The organism is Streptomyces shenzhenensis, assembly GCF_021462265.1.
GTDB classification, from domain to species: Bacteria; Actinomycetota; Actinomycetes; order Streptomycetales; family Streptomycetaceae; genus Streptomyces; species Streptomyces shenzhenensis.
Genome location: NZ_JAJONF010000004.1, coordinates 138,165 through 153,494 on the forward strand (window position 1 = coordinate 138,165; position 15,330 = coordinate 153,494).

The following is a 15,330-nucleotide window of genomic DNA, read 5'->3' on the forward strand; positions in this document are numbered from 1 at the left end:
GTGACATGAACCTGGATTCTCTGGGCTCGCTGGGCTCCATGGGCGGGCTCTTCTCCACCACGGTCCTCTACGCCCTCGGCTGCGGAGTCGCCGCCGGCGGCGGACTCGCGCTGCTGATCCTGGCGATCCGCGGGCTGCCCGCCAAGCCCGACCACGAGAAGCAGAAGGCCGACCAACGGGCCGCCGAACTGATCCGGTTCGCCGGTCAGCGTGGTTCCCTGGCAGCCATCATCGGGCTCGCCGTGCTCCTGCTGACCCGCTGGGCGGTGGCCGGTATCGCCGCCGGTGTCCTGGTCTTCTTCTGGGACAGGCTGTTCGGCGGCGCCGCCGAGGAGCGGGCCGCGATGAAGCGCGTGGAGGCCCTCGCCTCCTGGACCGAGTCGCTGCGCGACACCATCGCCGGCGCGGTCGGCCTGGAGCAGGCCATCCCGGCCTCGGGCCGTGCCGCCGCGCCCGTCCTGCGGCCCCACCTCGACGCCCTCGTGGACCGGCTGCGTGCCCGCACCCCGCTGCCGGACGCGCTCCAGCAACTCGCCGACGAGATCGACGACGCGTCGGCGGACATCATCGTGGCCGCTCTCATTCTCAACGCGCGGCTGCGCGGGCCCGGTCTGCGCCAAGTGCTGGGCGCGCTCGCCAAGTCGGCCCGCGAGGAGGTCGACATGCGGCAGCGCGTGATGGCCCAGCGGGCGTCCACCCGGCGCTCCGTCCAGATCGTCGTCGCCGTGTCGGTCGCCTTCGTCCTCGGCCTCGCCGTCTTCAACCGCGACTTCGTGGCGCCGTACGGCACCGCCGTCGGCCAGCTCGTACTCGCCCTGGTCTGCGGCCTGTTCGCGCTCGGCTTCTGGTGGCTGCGCAAGCTGTCCACCATCGAGACCCCGGAACGGTTCCTGGTCCGCGACCAGTCCTCCGTGCAGTTCGTACGACCGCCCCGCACCGGTCCCGGCGCATCCGGCGCACCGGGCGGCCCGGGCCAGCAGACGCTGCCCACCGAGGAAGGAGCCCGCCGGTGAACCTCACGATGCCGATCCTCGTCGGCGTGATCCTGGGTCTCGGCGTCTACGCCCTGATCCGCGCCCTGATGCCGTCCCGGCGCAGCGCGGTCGCGCAGGTCGCCCGGATCGACGCGATGCGGGCGCGCGGCGCGGCCTACGAGTCGGCGCGGCCGACCCAGGACACCGGCAGGCTCGGCTCGCTGCGCGCCGAAGTCGGCGCGCGGGTCGCCGAGTTCTACCGGCAGCAGGGCTGGGAACAGCGCTCGCTCCGCGCCGACCTCGCCGTCCTCGACCGCAGCTGGGAGAGGTTCCTGGCGACCAAGGTGCTGCTCGCGGCGGCCGGGCTGATCTTCGGCCCCTTCCTCTTCGCCGTCGTCTACACGATGGGCTTCGGGCGCAGCCCGGTCGTCCCGGTCTGGCTGGCCCTGGCCTGCGCGGCCCTGTTCTTCTTCCTGCCCGACCTGGAGGTACGACGGGACGCGGCCGAGAAGCGCCGGGACCTCAGGCGGGTCATCGGGGCCTACCTCGACCTGGTGTCGATGAGCCTCGCCGGTGGCCGCGGCCTCCCCGAGGCCCTGATGGCGGCCGCCGAGGTCTCCGACGGCTGGGCCAACCAGCGCATCCGCAACGCTCTCTCCGACGCCCGGATCACCGGTGTCAGCCAGTGGCAGGCGCTCGGCGCGCTCGGCGAGGAACTCGGCGTGGAGGAGCTCAAGGATCTCTCCGCCTCCCTCGCCCTGGTCGCGGACGACGGCGCCAAGGTCCGTGAGTCCCTCGCCTCCCGCGCCGAGACCATGCGCCACCGCGAACTCGCCGAGATCGAGGGCAGCGCGGGCGAGAAGTCCCAGTCGATGCTCGTCGCCCAGCTGCTGCTGTGCGCCGGCTTCCTGGTTTTCCTGATCTTCCCGGCGGCGATGCGGGTGTTCCAGGTGTGAGCTGACCCGAGCTGAATCGAGAACCTTCGCCAACTGCTGTTTCGAGAGGACAAGACATCATGAACGCACGGAACTTCAGCACCGGGATCCCTGCGGTGGACTTCCTGGTCACCTTCCTCCAGGGCCGTGTGCAGCGCGCCCGCTCCGGCGAACTCGACCGCGGTGCCTCCGCCGTCGAATGGGTCATCATCTCGGCGGTCGTCGTGGCGATCGTCGGCGTGGTGGCCGCCATCATCAACGCCGCGCTGAGCGACGGCGCCAACAAGGTCGGCAACTGCATCAAGGGTGCCAACGCGAGCGGGACCTGCTGAGCGGGCGTACAGGTACTTCTACGGGGTGACGGGGTGACGGGGGTGACGCGGGTGACGGGGATGTCTGGGGGCGTGAGCAGAGGCCTGGGTGGCTGGGTACGCCGCCGGGCGGCCGTCGCGCGCGGTGAGTCGGCCGACTCGGGCATGACGGCCATCGAGTTCGTGTTCCTCACCCCCGTTCTCTTCTTCATGATCTTCGCGACGGTGCAGTTCGCGCTGTACTTCTTCGCCGACCACGTGGCCCAGGCGGCCGCCCAGGCCGGCGCCCGCAAGGCCCGCGCCACCGCCGACGCCGAGCCCGGCGCCTGGCGCGGTGAGGCCCGGGACGTGGTCGACTCCTACATCAGCCAACTCGGGCCGCAACTGGTCCTGTCGCCCGACGTGAAGACGGTCCAGCCGGAGCAGCACACGGTCGGCGTCGAGATCACGGCCCGCATCCCGACGGTGTTCCCTGGCCTGGACCTGACGGTGCACGCACGGTCCGCGGGGCCGGTGGAGCGTTTCGTGGAGGACGGGAACTAGATGTCCTCCGCAGCGGAACGACTTCGGCACGACGACCGGGGGCTGTCGACCGTCGAGGTCGTCATCCTCGCCCCGGTCATGATCCTGTTCATTCTCGTCCTGGTCGCCTTCGGCCAGCTCGTCGACGGGCGCGGCGCGGTCGACGGCGCCGCGCGCGACGCGGCTCGCGCCGGGTCCATCCAGAAGGACCACGCCACGGCCATGGCGGAGGCCCAGAAGGCCGCCGAGGCGGACCTCGCGGACGTCTGCTCCGGTCCGGTCTCCGTCGTCCAGACCAGCGCGGGCTTCGAGCCCGACTCCATCTTCACGGTCGAGGTGAGCTGCCAGGTGCGGGGCCTGGCCATGCTCGGCCTGGACATCCCGACGAGGCTCACCGCGAGCTTCTCCTCGCCGCTGGACCCCTTCCGGAGGGCAGCATGAGCCTTGCGGTGCTGCGCAGCTGGTGGACCGCACGCCGGCTCCGTCTCGACGACCGGGGTTCGGGCGCGGGAGCGGTCATCATCTTCGCCCTGGTCTTCCTCACCCTGTCGGCGTTCGTCATCGACGGCGGCCTGTCCATCTCCAAGCGCGAACGGGCCGCCGACATCGCGGAACAGGCGGCCCGTTACGCGGCCCAGGACATCGACCTGGACAAGCTGTACCAGAACCAGGGCGGCGCCCCGATCAACTTCCAGGACTGCGACGCCCGGGTGAAGACCTTCGCCCGCGAGATGGACATGTCCGCCGCCGACGTCGCCGGCACCCGTTGCGTCTTCGCCGACGAACAACGGGTCCAGGTCGAGGTCCAGTTGACGTACGACCCCGTCTTCACCGGCATGTTCTACGGCGGCGCGATCGTGGTGCACGGCCAGGCGACGGCCGAGAACGAGGTCGGCTAGGCGCTCCGCCCTTGTCCTTGCCCTTGCCGTGGCCCTGCTGGGGTGGGCGGTTGTCGTCGGGCGGAGTGTGCGGATCCGGCGCGGCCGGCGTCACCGGTACGGGGGGTGTGCGGGGTGTGTGGAGGGAGTGTGCGCGGGGTGGGTGCGGGTAACTCCGGCGAATCGGGGGCAGGTTGGTGAAAACGGATGATTCGGGCGGTCGTTGGCCGTTCTCCCCCTTCGACGCTGTCGGTGCCAGTCAATAGGATCGGCAAGGGGACTTCGGCTGGCTCGATGTGCCCCCGGCCCACTCCTTCCACACACGACCACGGGACACCCGCCATGGCGCGACGCGGCACACCAAGCTCGACGGGAAGACCGACGGGGACCGGTCCGTCCGGTCCGCGGAACCGCACCCCGCAGCCGGTGCGGCTGCGCCGGCGCACGTTCGGGGATGTCGTCAAGGCGTTCCTCGCCTTCGTGGTGCTGCTCGTTCTCGTCGTCGGCGTCCCCGGCGCCCTCGCCGTGACCGTCGGCTGGCCCCTGCCGCGCAGCGCGCCCAGCATGGACTGGCTGTCGCAGCCGATCGACGTCCAGACGTTCCTGAACGCGCTGACGGTCGTCGTCTGGCTGGCCTGGGCCCAGTTCACGGCCTGCGTGCTCGTGGAGGTCAAGGCCGCCGTCTCCGGTGTCGGCCTGCCCGGCCGGGTCCCCGGCGCCGGTCCCAGCCAGCTGCTCGCCCGGCAGCTCGTCGCCGCCCTGCTGCTGGTCGGCGCCACCGCCGCCAGCCTCACCCCGGGCCTCTCGCAGCTCGGCCACAGCCTTGAGGGCAACCAGAAGGGCACGGTGGCCACCGCGCAGGCGACCCCCGGCATCCTCGCCCAGCAGCAGGAGCAGGCGAAGAACACCGCCGCCGCCCTCGCCGAGCAGGCCAGTCATGTCTCGGCCCAGGCCGAACAGGGCTCCACCGCCACGCACGGCGCGACGAAGTACTACCGGATCCAGCCGCCCGAGGGCCGTCACCACGACTCCCTGTGGGAGATCGCGCAGCGCCACCTCGGTGACGGCCGCCGGTACAAGGAGATCTACGAACTCAACAAGGACCGCGTCCAGCCCGACGGCTCCCGGCTCTCCGAGGCCAGCCTGATCCGGCCCGGCTGGATCATGGAGATGCCCGGCGACGCGCACGGCGGCGAACTCGTCGAGAACCCCGACGCGCATGTCTCGCCGGAGGTCCGGCAGCAGATCGGCGACTACGCGAGGACCGGCGACCACGCCCAGCAGCAGCACCAGGAGCACCAGGAGCACCGGGAGCAGGGCGGCGGGCAGCACGCCGGCGAAGAGGGCGCCACCGCGCAGATCACCGCGCCCGGCCCGCACCAGAGCGGCGACACCGGTGCCCCCGCAGCGCACGCCCAGGAGAGCTCCGGGCACTCCTCCTTCGGCCTCCCCGAGGCTCTCCTCGGCGCCCCCCTCCTCGCCGCCGGCCTGCTCGCCGCCCTCGGCCGCCGACGCCGGCAGGCCCTGTGGCAGTCGGCGCTCGGTGCCGTCGGCGGCCGGCGCGGCATGGAGCCGCCCATCCCGACCGGCGACGCCCAGGACGTGCAGGACGCGCTGCTGGTCGGCGCGGACCCGGACGGCGTACGCCTGCTCGACCGGTCGCTGCGCGGACTCGCCGCCGCCCTCACCGCCGAGTCCCGCTCCCTGCCCGTCGTCTACGCCGCCTGGCTCAGCCACGGCGATCTGCATCTCCAACTGGCCCAGCCGGCCGGCAAACCCCCGGCGCCCTGGCAGCTCGGCCAGGACCAGACGTTCTGGACGCTGTCCCGCGCGGACGCCGAGCGCTACGAGGACACCGACGCCGCGGCGCCGTACCCCGGGCTCGTCAGCCTCGGCACGATGGACGACTCGCGGCTGCTGCTCAATCTGGAGGCCGTGCCCGGCATCGTCTCGCTGAGCGGCCGCGAGGCCGACCGGGCCGCCGTGTTCGCCTCGGTCGCCGCCGAACTCGCCACCAACGGCTGGTCGGACCGTATGACCATCACCCTGGTCGGCTTCGGTGCGGAGCTCACCCCGCTCGCCCCCAACCGGCTGCGTCATCTCGACGACGTGGAAGCGCTGTTCGAGACAATGGAGGCCGAGACCCGGCAGCGGCGCGGCGCGTTGGGCGCCGCCGACCACCACTCCGTCCTCACCGGCCGTACCGGGCCCGCCCAGCACACCCGCTGGGCGCCGAACCTCGTCCTGCTCGCCGGCCAGCCGTCCGACCAGGACGCCCTGCGCCTGGCCGAACTCGCCGCCGACGCCAGCCGACTGGGCATCGGCTACCTGGTGGGCACCGAGAGCGGCGACCTGCCCGGCGCCGCCTGGGCGATGGAGATCACCCCGGACGGCAGGCTGCTCGCCCCGCTCCTCGGCCTCGAACTCCAGGCCCAGCTGCTGCCCGCCGTCCAGCAGCGCGCGGTCGTCGAACTCTTCGTGGAGGCCGACCCCGAGCGCGACCCGGACGGGCCCACCACCACCCCGCCGTTCCTCGTCGACATCAGCGAACAGGGCCGTCCCGCGGTGTACGCGCGGCTCGTCGGGCCGTACGAGATCATCGGCCTGGACACCCCCGACGGGGAGCGCAGCGCTCTCCTCCACGAGGCCCTGGCCCTGCTCCTGCTGCACCGCGAGGGCGTGCACCCGCGCGTACTGTCGTCAGCGCTGTGGCCGCGGGGCGTGACGGAGGACGTCCGCGACGCCCTCCTGGAGCGGCTGCGCGGCTGGCTGGGCACCGACCCGGACGGCAGCCCCCGGCTGGGCGCCGACGCGGCCGGCCGCCTCACGCTCGCCAAGTCGGTCGTCTCCGACCTGGACGTGCTGCGCTCCCTCTACCACGAGGCCACCCAGGGCAAGGGCGTCGACAGCCGCGCCGTCCGCGGCCGGCTGCTCACCGACGCGCTCGTCCTGGTGCGCGGCCCGCTGCTCGCCGACCGGGCGGAGGGCCGCTACCGCTGGCTCACCCACGAGATCATCGACGCGCAGCTGCCGCTCCTGGTCGCCGACATCGGCCTCGCGCTGTCCGCGTTCCACCTGGAGAAGGACCGTGCGGAGAAGGCGATCGAGGCGCTCGGCGCGGCGCTGAAGACGGCCCCGGCGGACGAGCGCCTCTGGAACGAGCTGCTGCGCGCCACGCACGCCACCGGCGACCCGGAGCGGCTGCGCGCCCTGGCCGCCGACCTCGTCGCCCGCAGCGGTGCGCGCGGCCTGCCCCCGCGCACCGAGGCGCTCCTGGACGAACTCCTCCCGGCCTGGCGCGACGGCGCCGCCGCGACCGGATGACCGCCCTGGACCTCGCCCTCCCGGCCGCCGCCGCCCTCTGGGGCGCGACGGCCGGCGCCCTGCTGCCCCGCGCCGCATACCGCTTCTCGGCGCCGGCCGGGGAGGAGTGGCGCACGGTGTGCCCCGGCGGGCACCCGATCAGAGGGTGGCTGGGCCGGAGGCTGTGCGAGCAGTGCGCGCGGGGCACGGACGCGGACCCGCGGAACGCGCGCCGGGTGCCGTCCGACGGGGTGGCGGCGGGGACTGAGAGGGGCCTGCCGACGGACGACGACACGACCGCCCCACCACACAGCACCGACCCTGCGGCCTCCACACCCGCATCGGTCGAGGTCTCCACGCCCGCACCGGTCGAGGCGTCCGCGCCCCGCGCTGACGGCGAACCCGCAGCCGCCGATGGCGAGGACGCCCCACAGGGGCCACCCGCACCTGACGACGAAACCCGCACGGGTGGTGCGGGTGGGAACACCAAAACCGCAACAACCCACGAACCCGCACCTGCCACCCGCGCCCGCGCCCCCCGCGCCGTCCGCACCGCCCCCCTCGCCCTCGCCACGGCCGTCGCCTGCGCAGCCCTCGCGCTGGCCACCGGCACCCGCCCCGAACTCGCCGTCTGGCTGCTCCTGGCCCCCGTCGGCGTGCTGCTCGCGGTGGTGGACTTCCGGGTGCGGCGGCTCCCCGACCCGCTCACCCTCCCCCTCGCGGCCGCCGCCCTCGCGCTCCTCGGGGTGGCCGCCCTGCTCCCCGAGCACACCGGCGACTGGTTCACCTCCCTCTACGCGGCCCTGGCCCTCGGCGGCGGCTACTTCGTCCTCTTCCTCGTCAACCCCGGCGGCATGGGCTTCGGCGACGTCAAACTGGCCCTCGGCACGGGCGCCGTCCTCGGCTGGTACGGCTGGCCCACCGTGCTGCTCGGCACCTTCGCCGGCTTCCTGCTCGGCGCCCTGTACGGCGGTGCGCTCGTCGTCCTCCGGCGGGCCGGGCGCAAGACGGCGATCGCGTTCGGGCCGTTCCTGATCGCGGGGGCGTTCGCGGGGCTGCTGGTCGGCGCGTACACGGCCTGAGGCCGGGCCGTTCGAAAGACGGACGCGGGGCTGGCGTAGGCTGGTTCGGTCCGTCCACAAGCCACTTCGAAAGGGACGCGCCCGGTGACCGAGAAGGCCGATCTCCAGTCCGTCCTCGACCGTGCCGCTGCCGGTGGGCGGATCACCCCGGAAGAGGCGCTCGACCTCTACCGCGACGCCCCGCTGCACGCGCTGGGCGCCGCCGCCGACGCAGTACGCCGCCGCCGGTACGCCGGCACCGAGCACATCGCGACGTACATCATCGAGCGGAACATCAACTACACGAACGTGTGCGTCACGGCCTGCAAGTTCTGCGCCTTCTACGCGGCCCCCAAGGACACCGCCAAGGGCTGGACCCGCGACCTCGACGACATCCTGCGCCGCTGCGCGGAGACGGTCGAGCTGGGCGGCACCCAGATCATGTTCCAGGGCGGCCACCACCCGGACTACGGCGTCGAGTACTACGAGAAGCACTTCAAGGCGATCAAGGACGCGTTCCCGCAGCTGGTCATCCACTCTCTCGGCGCGTCCGAGGTCGAGCACATGGCGAGGATCTCCGGGGTCGCCGTCGAAGAGGCCATCACCCGCATCCACGAGGCCGGCCTGGACTCCTTCGCGGGCGCCGGCGCGGAACTCCTTCCCGCGCGCCCCCGCAAGGCCATCGCGCCCCTCAAGGAGAGCGGCGAGCGCTGGCTGGAGATCATGGAGACCGCGCACGGGCTGGGCGTGGAGTCCACGTCCACGATGCTCATGGGCACCGGCGAGACCAACGCCGAGCGCATCGAGCACCTGCGCATGATCCGGGACGTCCAGGACCGCACGGGCGGCTTCCGCGCCTTCATCCCGTACACCTACCAGCCCGAGAACAACCACCTGAAGGGCCGCACCCAGGCCACGCTCTTCGAGTACCTGCGGATGATCGCGATCGCCCGCGTCTTCCTCGACAACGTCGCCCACATCCAGGGCTCCTGGCTGACCACGGGCAAGGAGGTCGGCCAGCTCTCGCTCCACTACGGCGCGGACGACCTCGGCTCGATCATGCTGGAGGAGAACGTCGTCTCCTCGGCCGGCGCCAAGCACCGCTCCAACCGCCTGGAGATCATCGACCTGATCCGCAAGGCGGGCCGCGTCCCGGCGCAGCGCGCCACGACCTACGAGCACCTGGTCGTCCACGACGACCCGGCGAACGACCCGGTCGACGAGCGGGTGATGTCCCACATCTCCTCGACGGCGATCGAGGGCGGCACCGCGCACCCCGAACTGAAGCTCCTCGCCTCCAACTGACGCACCGGTGGAGACGATTCACGCGGCGGACCGGGTCCTGGTCACCTGGGACGCCGAGCCGATCGAGAACGGCGCCGTGGTGGTGGCGGCCGACCGGATCGCCGCGATCGGGACCTGCGACGAGCTGCGCGCACGGTTCCCACGGGCGAGGCTCCGCACCTGGCCGGGCGCCCTGGGCCCCGCCCGCGTCCACGACGGCCCCCTCCCGGCGGCCCCGAGCCCGCGGGAGCGTGTGCACGCGGTGCTCAAGCGGGGAGCGGCGGCGGTCCTGGAGCGGTACGCCGACTCACCCGAGCTGCGGGCGGCGGCGGACCGCAACGACGTTACGGTTCTTCCGGACCCGCCCCCGAAGCCGACGATCGTGCGGTCCGGCCGGGCCGACCTGGCGGTGTTCGACGGGGCGGGGGAGTGCATCGCGACGGTGTGCGCGGGCCGCCTGGTGCACAGACGGCGATAGGAGCGCCCTTGAGGGGCGCGGGGCGCTGTCCAGGTGCGCTCCGCCGGGTGGGCGCGACCAGTCACGTACCACCCGCGGTCGCGCACTCAGCCGGCGAACGCCTCCCCGAACGCCCCCGGGCTCTGGCTCACCCCACTGCAGTCGGTCGCCGCGTCATCCTGCGAAGCCGTCCCGCTCTCACACTGCGCATCCCTGGACGTCGACCACATCGACACCCAGGCGATCCCCTCCTTCTCCGCGAACGCCCGCACATCCGCGGCGTCGGACAGCGAGAACGTCTCCCCGTCCACGTCGTTCACCCCGATCATCGAGGTCAGCGCCATCCCGCCCCACGCGCCCGCGTCCGACAGCCCGAACACCTTCTTCAACTGCGCGTGCGCGGCCTTCGCCGAGGTGACCGCGTAGTCGCCCATGTCCCCGTCGTACGACTCGCCGTAGTTCATGGTCATGATGTCGACCGTCGAGACCTGCACGTCGTACTCGTTGGCGGACTCCAGCAGCGCGAGGCCGCCGGAGTCGAGCCCCGACGGCATCACGGGCAGCGTGAAGGAGACCTTCAGGTCCGGCCGTTCCTTCTGGAGCCGCGCGATCGCCTCCGACCGCAGGGCGACCGAGTCCGAGTCGGTCAGCGTGTCGCCCTCGATGTCGAAGTCGGCCTGGGAGGAGCCCGCGGCGTCCAGCGCGGCGCCGTACGCGGCGGCGAGTTCCGACGCGGTGGAGCACGTCGTCGCCAGCTCCTTGCCCGAGGCCCCGCCGAAGGAGACCCGGACCGTCGCGCCGTTCTCCTTCAGCTCGGAGATCCGTGACTTCACGGCCGAACCGCCGATCGCGTCCGTCCCGTTCCAGGCCGGGGTGCAGCCGCTGCCGCCGGCGATCACGAAGGCGAGGTTGTACGTCGAGGGCGACCCCGCGTCGTCCGTGCCGGCGGCCTCCGTCGCGCTGACGTAGGGCGCGTACGCCGTGCCGGACCCGTTCGACCCGTCGGCCTCGCCCGCCGAGGCCGACGCCTTCTTCGACGGTGCGGGCGCCGCGTCCGACGTGCCGCCGGAGCCCGAGGAGCACCCCGTGACTGCTATGGCAAACAGCAAGACAAGCCCGGCAGCCGGCCTGAGGAAACTCCGCATTCAGATGCACCCGCTCTCGTGATGTGTGTCTCAGACTCGAAACAAAGCCTGATTCCAAAGGGAAACGTCTCACACGCTCATGGTGTTCACCGGTTCGGCCAACACATGGAGACCTCATGAAATAAAAGGTATGTAACGGGTGAAAAGTGTGGGATGAAACGGGTGTTCAGCCGATTTTCCCTGCCGGGCGGTCGCCGCAGTCTTTCGTGGAATCTCTCAGCGAAAAGACAGGCGAAGGGGTTTCTCATGGGCGCCTCACAAGAACCGCGAAGGCGATCACATAAAGGCTCCCTAATATCCGGGGAATGCAATCCGAGCCTGCCATCGAAAGCCGCGCCGCGGGGCGTGGTCGCCGCCGCAAACAAGGCAACGGGTCTGCCGAGGGGCCCGTCTTCGTCGATTCCTCCGGGCGCCGGTCCAAGGTGCTGCGACGGGTCGGCCTCCTCCTCGGCGTCGTCTGCCTCGCCTACACAGGAGTACTCGGCGCCGCCTTCATGGGGTGGGGAACCTCGCTGACCCCGGACTCGCTGTTCCCGGACTTCTCGCGGGCCGGCGGCGTTCCCGGTGGCGAGCGCCCGCAGGGCGGCATCGGCCGTCAGGCCGGCCTGCCCAGCGGCAGCCCGTCGGCGACGCCCTCGACCACCCCAACCCCGTCCGCAACCCCTTCCGAGTCCGTATCCGCGTCCACGTCCGCCTCCGGCACCGCCGACTGACCGGAAGCGCAGGCCCTTTCCCATGACCACACCGACGTCCGCACGCGGCCGCAGGCGCGCCCCCTCCCGTATCGAGCGGGCGGCGGGCAGGGCCGCGGCGCTGCAGAAACCACGTGTCATCCTCGCCCTGCTGCTCCTGCTGGCACTGACCTGCGTGATGCTGCTCGACGGCTATCTGCGCGCAGAGGTCGGCGGCGACCAGCGGGTCCGCACCGGCGCAAGCTCCAGCAAGGTGCCGGACACGATCCTCGACGGCGGCCCGATCCTCACCTTCCGGGGCGGCCAGGCGACCACCGTCACGGTCCCCTCCAAGACCATCGCCCTCACCTTCGACGACGGCCCGAACCCGACCTACACCCCGCAGGTCCTCAAGATCCTTGAGCAGTACGACTTGCCCGGCACGTTCTTCCTGGTCGGGTCGATGGTGTCGCGCTACCCGGGCATCGTGAAGACGATGGTCCAGCAGGGCGAGGAGGTCGGCATCCACACCTTCACGCACGTCGATCTGTCGTACCAGAGCGACGCCCGGATCAACCGCGAGATGGAGCAGACGCAGCTCGCGCTGGCGGGCGCGGCCGGCATCACCACGACCCTGTTCCGCGCCCCGTACTCCTCCGAGACGGACGCCATCGACAACTACAGCTGGCCGGTCTACAAGAGGCTCGGCAACGAGGGCTACACCAGCGTCTTCGTCGACACCGACAGCGACGACTGGAAGAGGCCGGGGGTCTCGAAGATCGTCAGGTGGGCCACGCCGAGCGGCACCGAGGGCGCGGCGGTCCTCTTCCACGACGCCGGTGGCGAGCGCTCGCAGACGATCAAGGCGCTGCCGCAGTACATCAAGAAGATGAAGGCGAAGGGCTACGCCTTCACCACCGTCAGCGGGGTCATCGAGAAGCGGAACGCCGCCAACCGGCAGGCCGCCGCCACGAACACCGGAGCGACCGGCAGGACGACCGGCCAGACCGCCACCGGCGTCACCGAGGCCGGGGTGGCCGGAACCGGCTCGGGCACGGGCACCGGCTCGGGCACGGGCACCGGCACTGGCCGCACTGGCCGCACCGGCACCGGCACTGGCACCGGCACGGGGACCGGAGCGGCCACCGTCTCCCGTCTGCAGGCCGCCCACCGCACGGCCACCGGCATGACCCTCTACGAGGGCAAGTCGCTCATCGTGGCGGTCGCGATAGCCGAGTGGGCCCTCCCCGTCCTCTCCGGCCTGCTGTTCGTCGTCGGCGTCGCGGTGATGGGCCGCTTCGGGATGATGCTGCTCATCGCCCGCCGCCACTACAGACAGCGCAACAAACGCCGCTTCAGCTGGGGGCCGGCGGTCACCCGGCCGGTGAGCGTGATCGTCCCGGCGTACAACGAGAAGGAATGCATCGCCAACACCCTGGAGTCACTGGCGCGGAGCACCCACCCGATCGAGATCATCGTCGTCGACGACGGTTCCACGGACGGTACCTCCGAGATCGCCCGCGGCGCCGCCGACAAGCTCGGCATGACCAACGTCCGCGTCATCCGCCAGGAGAACGCGGGCAAGCCGGCCGCCCTCAACAACGGGGTGCGCAACGCCAGTCACGACATCGTCGTGATGATGGACGGCGACACGGTCTTCGAGCCGGAGACGGTACGGCACCTCGCGCAGCCGTTCGCCGACCCCGAGGTCGGCGCCGTCGCGGGCAACGCCAAGGTCGGCAACCGCGACACGATCATCGGCGCCTGGCAGCACATCGAGTACGTGATGGGCTTCAACCTCGACCGGCGCATGTACGACCTGCTGCGCTGCATGCCCACCATCCCCGGCGCCGTCGGCGCGTTCCGCCGCGAGGCGGTGCTCCAGGTGGGCGGCATGAGCGAGGACACCCTCGCCGAGGACACCGACATCACCATCGCCATGCACCGCGCGGGCCGGCGGGTCGTCTACCAGGAGCACGCCAAGGCCTGGACGGAGGCGCCCGGTTCGTTCAAGCAGCTGTGGTCCCAGCGCTACCGCTGGTCCTACGGCACCATGCAGGCCCTGTGGAAGCACCGCAAGTCCCTCACCGACAAGGGCGCTTCGGGCCGCTTCGGCCGCGTCGGCATGCCCCTGGTCGTCCTCTTCCAGATCGTCACACCGGTCTTCGCCCCGCTCATCGACGTCTTCACGGCCTACTCCATGATCTTCGTCGACTTCGAGGCGGCCCTGCTGGCCTGGCTCGCCGTCCTCGGCATCCAACTGACCTGCGCGGCCTACGCGTTCCGGCTCGACAAGGAGAAGTACCGTTACCTCGCCATGATGCCGCTGCAGCAGCTGGCCTACCGCCAGATGATGTACCTCGTCCTCATCCACTCCTGCATCACCGCCCTCACCGGCGGCCGCCTGCGCTGGCAGAAACTCAAGCGCACCGGCGAGGTCGGCACCCCGGCGGGGGTGGGCGGCCGATGACCTGGGACCAGCAGAACCCGTACCAGCAGAACCCGTACCAGCAGAACCCGTACCAGCAGGGCTACGAGGGCTACGGCTACGGCCCCTACGCCGGCCAGCAGCAGTACGCCCAGCAGCCGTACCCACAGCGACAGCAGTACGTCGACTACGGCCACCCCCCGGCGGCCGAACAGACGGCACCGCTGCCGCCGGCGGAGCCGGACACAAGCCCTGTGCCCACGACTCCGGGCACCGGACAAGCGGGCGCCGAGGATTCCGCCCCGGACTCGCGGCCCGGCAAACCCGCGAGGGACCGTTACTTCGACACCCTCAGGGCCGTCGCCCTCGTCCGCGTCGTCACCTACCACACCTTCGGCTGGGCCTGGTGCGGCATGGTGTTCCCCTCCATGGGCGTCATGTTCGGCCTCGCCGGCACCCTCATGGCGAAGTCCCTGGAGCGCCCGGCGCCGAAGGTCGTCAGGAGCCGCCTCCGCCGCCTGCTCCCCCCGTTCTGGTTCTGGGGCTTCTTCGTCGTCCTGGCGATGCTGGTCCACGACTGGATGCCGGGCTGGCAGATCGTCTACTGGATCGTGCCGCTCGGCGACCCGCCGGGCAACGCGTGGGGCACGCAGGCCTGGGAGATCCTCTGGTACCTGCGCACCTACCTCTGGTTCGTCCTCCTCTCCCCGGCCCTGCTGTGGGTCTTCCGCAAGGCCCCGGTGCCGGTCCTCCTCCTCTCCCTCGCCCCGATCCTGGTCCTGAACTTCGTCTGGCCGGGCCCGGACAACCGGTTCGGCTCCGCGCTGTGGGATCTGTCGACGTACCTCTTCTGCTGGATCCTCGGCTTCGCGCACCGCGACGGAGTGCTGCAGCGGATGCGGCCGGCCCTGGTGGTCGTGGGCTCGCTCGCCGCCGTCGGCTACGGCGGCTGGTACGCCTTCTCGCACCAGGCCGACTTCGGCACCTACGACCTGGACGAGAACCCCCTCGCACAGGCCTTCTGGTCGGCCGGTTTCGTGTCGCTGCTGATGTGGGCGAAGGCCTACTTCAAGATCGACTTCGGCTGGCTGACCCGCTTCAGGAAGCTCGACCGGACGGTCACGATCTTCAACGCCCGCGCGGTGACGATCTACCTCTGGCACGAGATCGCCCTCGTCCTCGCGGTCCCGCTGATCGACCGGATGTGGAACGTGCCCGCGTTCGAGAAATGGCTCCCGCTGGACAGCCAGTGGTTCATGTTCGGCGTCGGCTGGATCCTGATCGCGGTGTTCGTCGTGGCATGCGGCTGGGTGGAGGACGTGGCCGCGAAGAAGAAGCCGAAGCTCGTCCCCTGAGGGCGT

14 protein-coding genes are annotated in these 15,330 nt (G+C 71.5%); 13 read left to right on the forward strand and 1 reads right to left on the reverse strand.

The features are described 5' to 3' along the window. Positions 1–38: 38 nt before the first annotated feature. The 10 genes from LQ326_RS07210 to LQ326_RS07255 all read left to right on the forward strand — a co-directional run bounded on the left by LQ326_RS07210 (position 39) and on the right by LQ326_RS07255 (position 9,746). Positions 39–1,013 carry a type II secretion system F family protein gene (locus tag LQ326_RS07210; protein ID WP_372496777.1) on the forward strand — a complete coding sequence of 325 codons (975 nt, stop codon included), beginning with the start codon at positions 39–41 and terminating at the stop codon, positions 1,011–1,013. Further along, positions 1,010–1,930 carry a type II secretion system F family protein gene (locus LQ326_RS07215; protein ID WP_234533883.1) on the forward strand — a complete coding sequence of 307 codons (921 nt, stop codon included), beginning with the start codon at positions 1,010–1,012 and terminating at the stop codon, positions 1,928–1,930. The genes LQ326_RS07210 and LQ326_RS07215 overlap by 4 nt, the downstream gene beginning before the upstream one ends. Before the next feature lie 59 nt (positions 1,931–1,989). Continuing rightward, the gene (locus LQ326_RS07220; protein WP_181801646.1) at positions 1,990–2,241 is read left to right on the forward strand and encodes a hypothetical protein; all 252 of its coding nucleotides are present in this window, start codon (positions 1,990–1,992) and stop codon (positions 2,239–2,241) included. A gap of 60 nt (positions 2,242–2,301) precedes the next feature. Next, complete coding sequence (locus LQ326_RS07225; RefSeq protein ID WP_372496769.1) at positions 2,302–2,763, forward strand: TadE family protein; 462 nt, start codon at positions 2,302–2,304, stop codon at positions 2,761–2,763. Further along, complete coding sequence (locus LQ326_RS07230) at positions 2,764–3,183, forward strand: TadE/TadG family type IV pilus assembly protein (protein ID WP_234533885.1); 420 nt, start codon at positions 2,764–2,766, stop codon at positions 3,181–3,183. Next, on the forward strand, positions 3,180–3,641 hold the full coding sequence (locus tag LQ326_RS07235; protein ID WP_234533888.1) for a TadE/TadG family type IV pilus assembly protein: 462 nt from the start codon (positions 3,180–3,182) through the stop codon (positions 3,639–3,641). The genes LQ326_RS07230 and LQ326_RS07235 overlap by 4 nt, the downstream gene beginning before the upstream one ends. Positions 3,642–3,962: 321 nt before the next feature. Beyond that, positions 3,963–6,944: a BTAD domain-containing putative transcriptional regulator gene (locus tag LQ326_RS07240; RefSeq protein ID WP_234533890.1), complete on the forward strand. Its 2,982-nt coding sequence runs from the start codon at positions 3,963–3,965 to the stop codon at positions 6,942–6,944. A gap of 254 nt (positions 6,945–7,198) precedes the next feature. Continuing rightward, positions 7,199–8,005, forward strand: coding sequence for a prepilin peptidase (locus LQ326_RS07245; protein WP_372496778.1), 807 nt, complete (start codon positions 7,199–7,201; stop codon positions 8,003–8,005). An 84-nt stretch (positions 8,006–8,089) separates the two neighbouring features. Continuing rightward, positions 8,090–9,289, forward strand: a complete 1,200-nt coding sequence (mqnC, locus tag LQ326_RS07250; RefSeq protein WP_234533894.1) for a cyclic dehypoxanthinyl futalosine synthase — start codon at positions 8,090–8,092, stop codon at positions 9,287–9,289. A gap of 7 nt (positions 9,290–9,296) precedes the next feature. Then, the gene (locus tag LQ326_RS07255) at positions 9,297–9,746 is read left to right on the forward strand and encodes an imidazolonepropionase-like domain-containing protein (RefSeq protein ID WP_234533897.1); all 450 of its coding nucleotides are present in this window, start codon (positions 9,297–9,299) and stop codon (positions 9,744–9,746) included. Positions 9,747–9,832: 86 nt separating this feature from the next. Here LQ326_RS07255 and LQ326_RS07260 read toward each other — a convergent pair whose 3' ends face one another. After that, the gene (locus LQ326_RS07260; RefSeq protein ID WP_234533899.1) at positions 9,833–10,870 is read right to left on the reverse strand and encodes a chitinase; all 1,038 of its coding nucleotides are present in this window, start codon (positions 10,868–10,870) and stop codon (positions 9,833–9,835) included. 305 nt (positions 10,871–11,175) lie between these two features. Here LQ326_RS07260 and LQ326_RS07265 point away from each other — a divergent pair, with 305 nt between their 5' ends. The 3 genes from LQ326_RS07265 to LQ326_RS07275 are packed head-to-tail and all read left to right on the forward strand — an operon-like array spanning position 11,176 to position 15,324. Beyond that, the gene (locus LQ326_RS07265) at positions 11,176–11,583 is read left to right on the forward strand and encodes a hypothetical protein (protein ID WP_234533901.1); all 408 of its coding nucleotides are present in this window, start codon (positions 11,176–11,178) and stop codon (positions 11,581–11,583) included. 22 nt (positions 11,584–11,605) lie between these two features. Next, positions 11,606–14,011, forward strand: a complete 2,406-nt coding sequence (locus LQ326_RS07270; protein ID WP_234533903.1) for a bifunctional polysaccharide deacetylase/glycosyltransferase family 2 protein — start codon at positions 11,606–11,608, stop codon at positions 14,009–14,011. Next, a complete protein-coding gene (locus tag LQ326_RS07275; protein WP_234533906.1) occupies positions 14,008–15,324 on the forward strand; it encodes an acyltransferase family protein in 1,317 nt (438 codons plus the stop codon). Before LQ326_RS07270 ends, LQ326_RS07275 begins: the two co-directional genes overlap by 4 nt. The last annotated feature ends 6 nt before the right edge of the window (positions 15,325–15,330 follow it).

Coding starts and splice junctions, on each gene's coding strand:
- LQ326_RS07275 (WP_234533906.1), top strand. CDS start 14,008: ATGACCTGGGACCAGCAGAACCCGTACCAGCAGAACCCGTACCAGCAG.
- LQ326_RS07220 (WP_181801646.1), top strand. CDS start 1,990: ATGAACGCACGGAACTTCAGCACCGGGATCCCTGCGGTGGACTTCCTG.
- LQ326_RS07235 (WP_234533888.1), top strand. CDS start 3,180: ATGAGCCTTGCGGTGCTGCGCAGCTGGTGGACCGCACGCCGGCTCCGT.
- LQ326_RS07240 (WP_234533890.1), top strand. CDS start 3,963: ATGGCGCGACGCGGCACACCAAGCTCGACGGGAAGACCGACGGGGACC.
- LQ326_RS07225 (WP_372496769.1), top strand. CDS start 2,302: ATGTCTGGGGGCGTGAGCAGAGGCCTGGGTGGCTGGGTACGCCGCCGG.
- LQ326_RS07260 (WP_234533899.1), bottom strand. CDS start 10,870: ATGCGGAGTTTCCTCAGGCCGGCTGCCGGGCTTGTCTTGCTGTTTGCC.
- LQ326_RS07270 (WP_234533903.1), top strand. CDS start 11,606: ATGACCACACCGACGTCCGCACGCGGCCGCAGGCGCGCCCCCTCCCGT.
- LQ326_RS07230 (WP_234533885.1), top strand. CDS start 2,764: ATGTCCTCCGCAGCGGAACGACTTCGGCACGACGACCGGGGGCTGTCG.
- LQ326_RS07210 (WP_372496777.1), top strand. CDS start 39: ATGGGCGGGCTCTTCTCCACCACGGTCCTCTACGCCCTCGGCTGCGGA.
- LQ326_RS07265 (WP_234533901.1), top strand. CDS start 11,176: ATGCAATCCGAGCCTGCCATCGAAAGCCGCGCCGCGGGGCGTGGTCGC.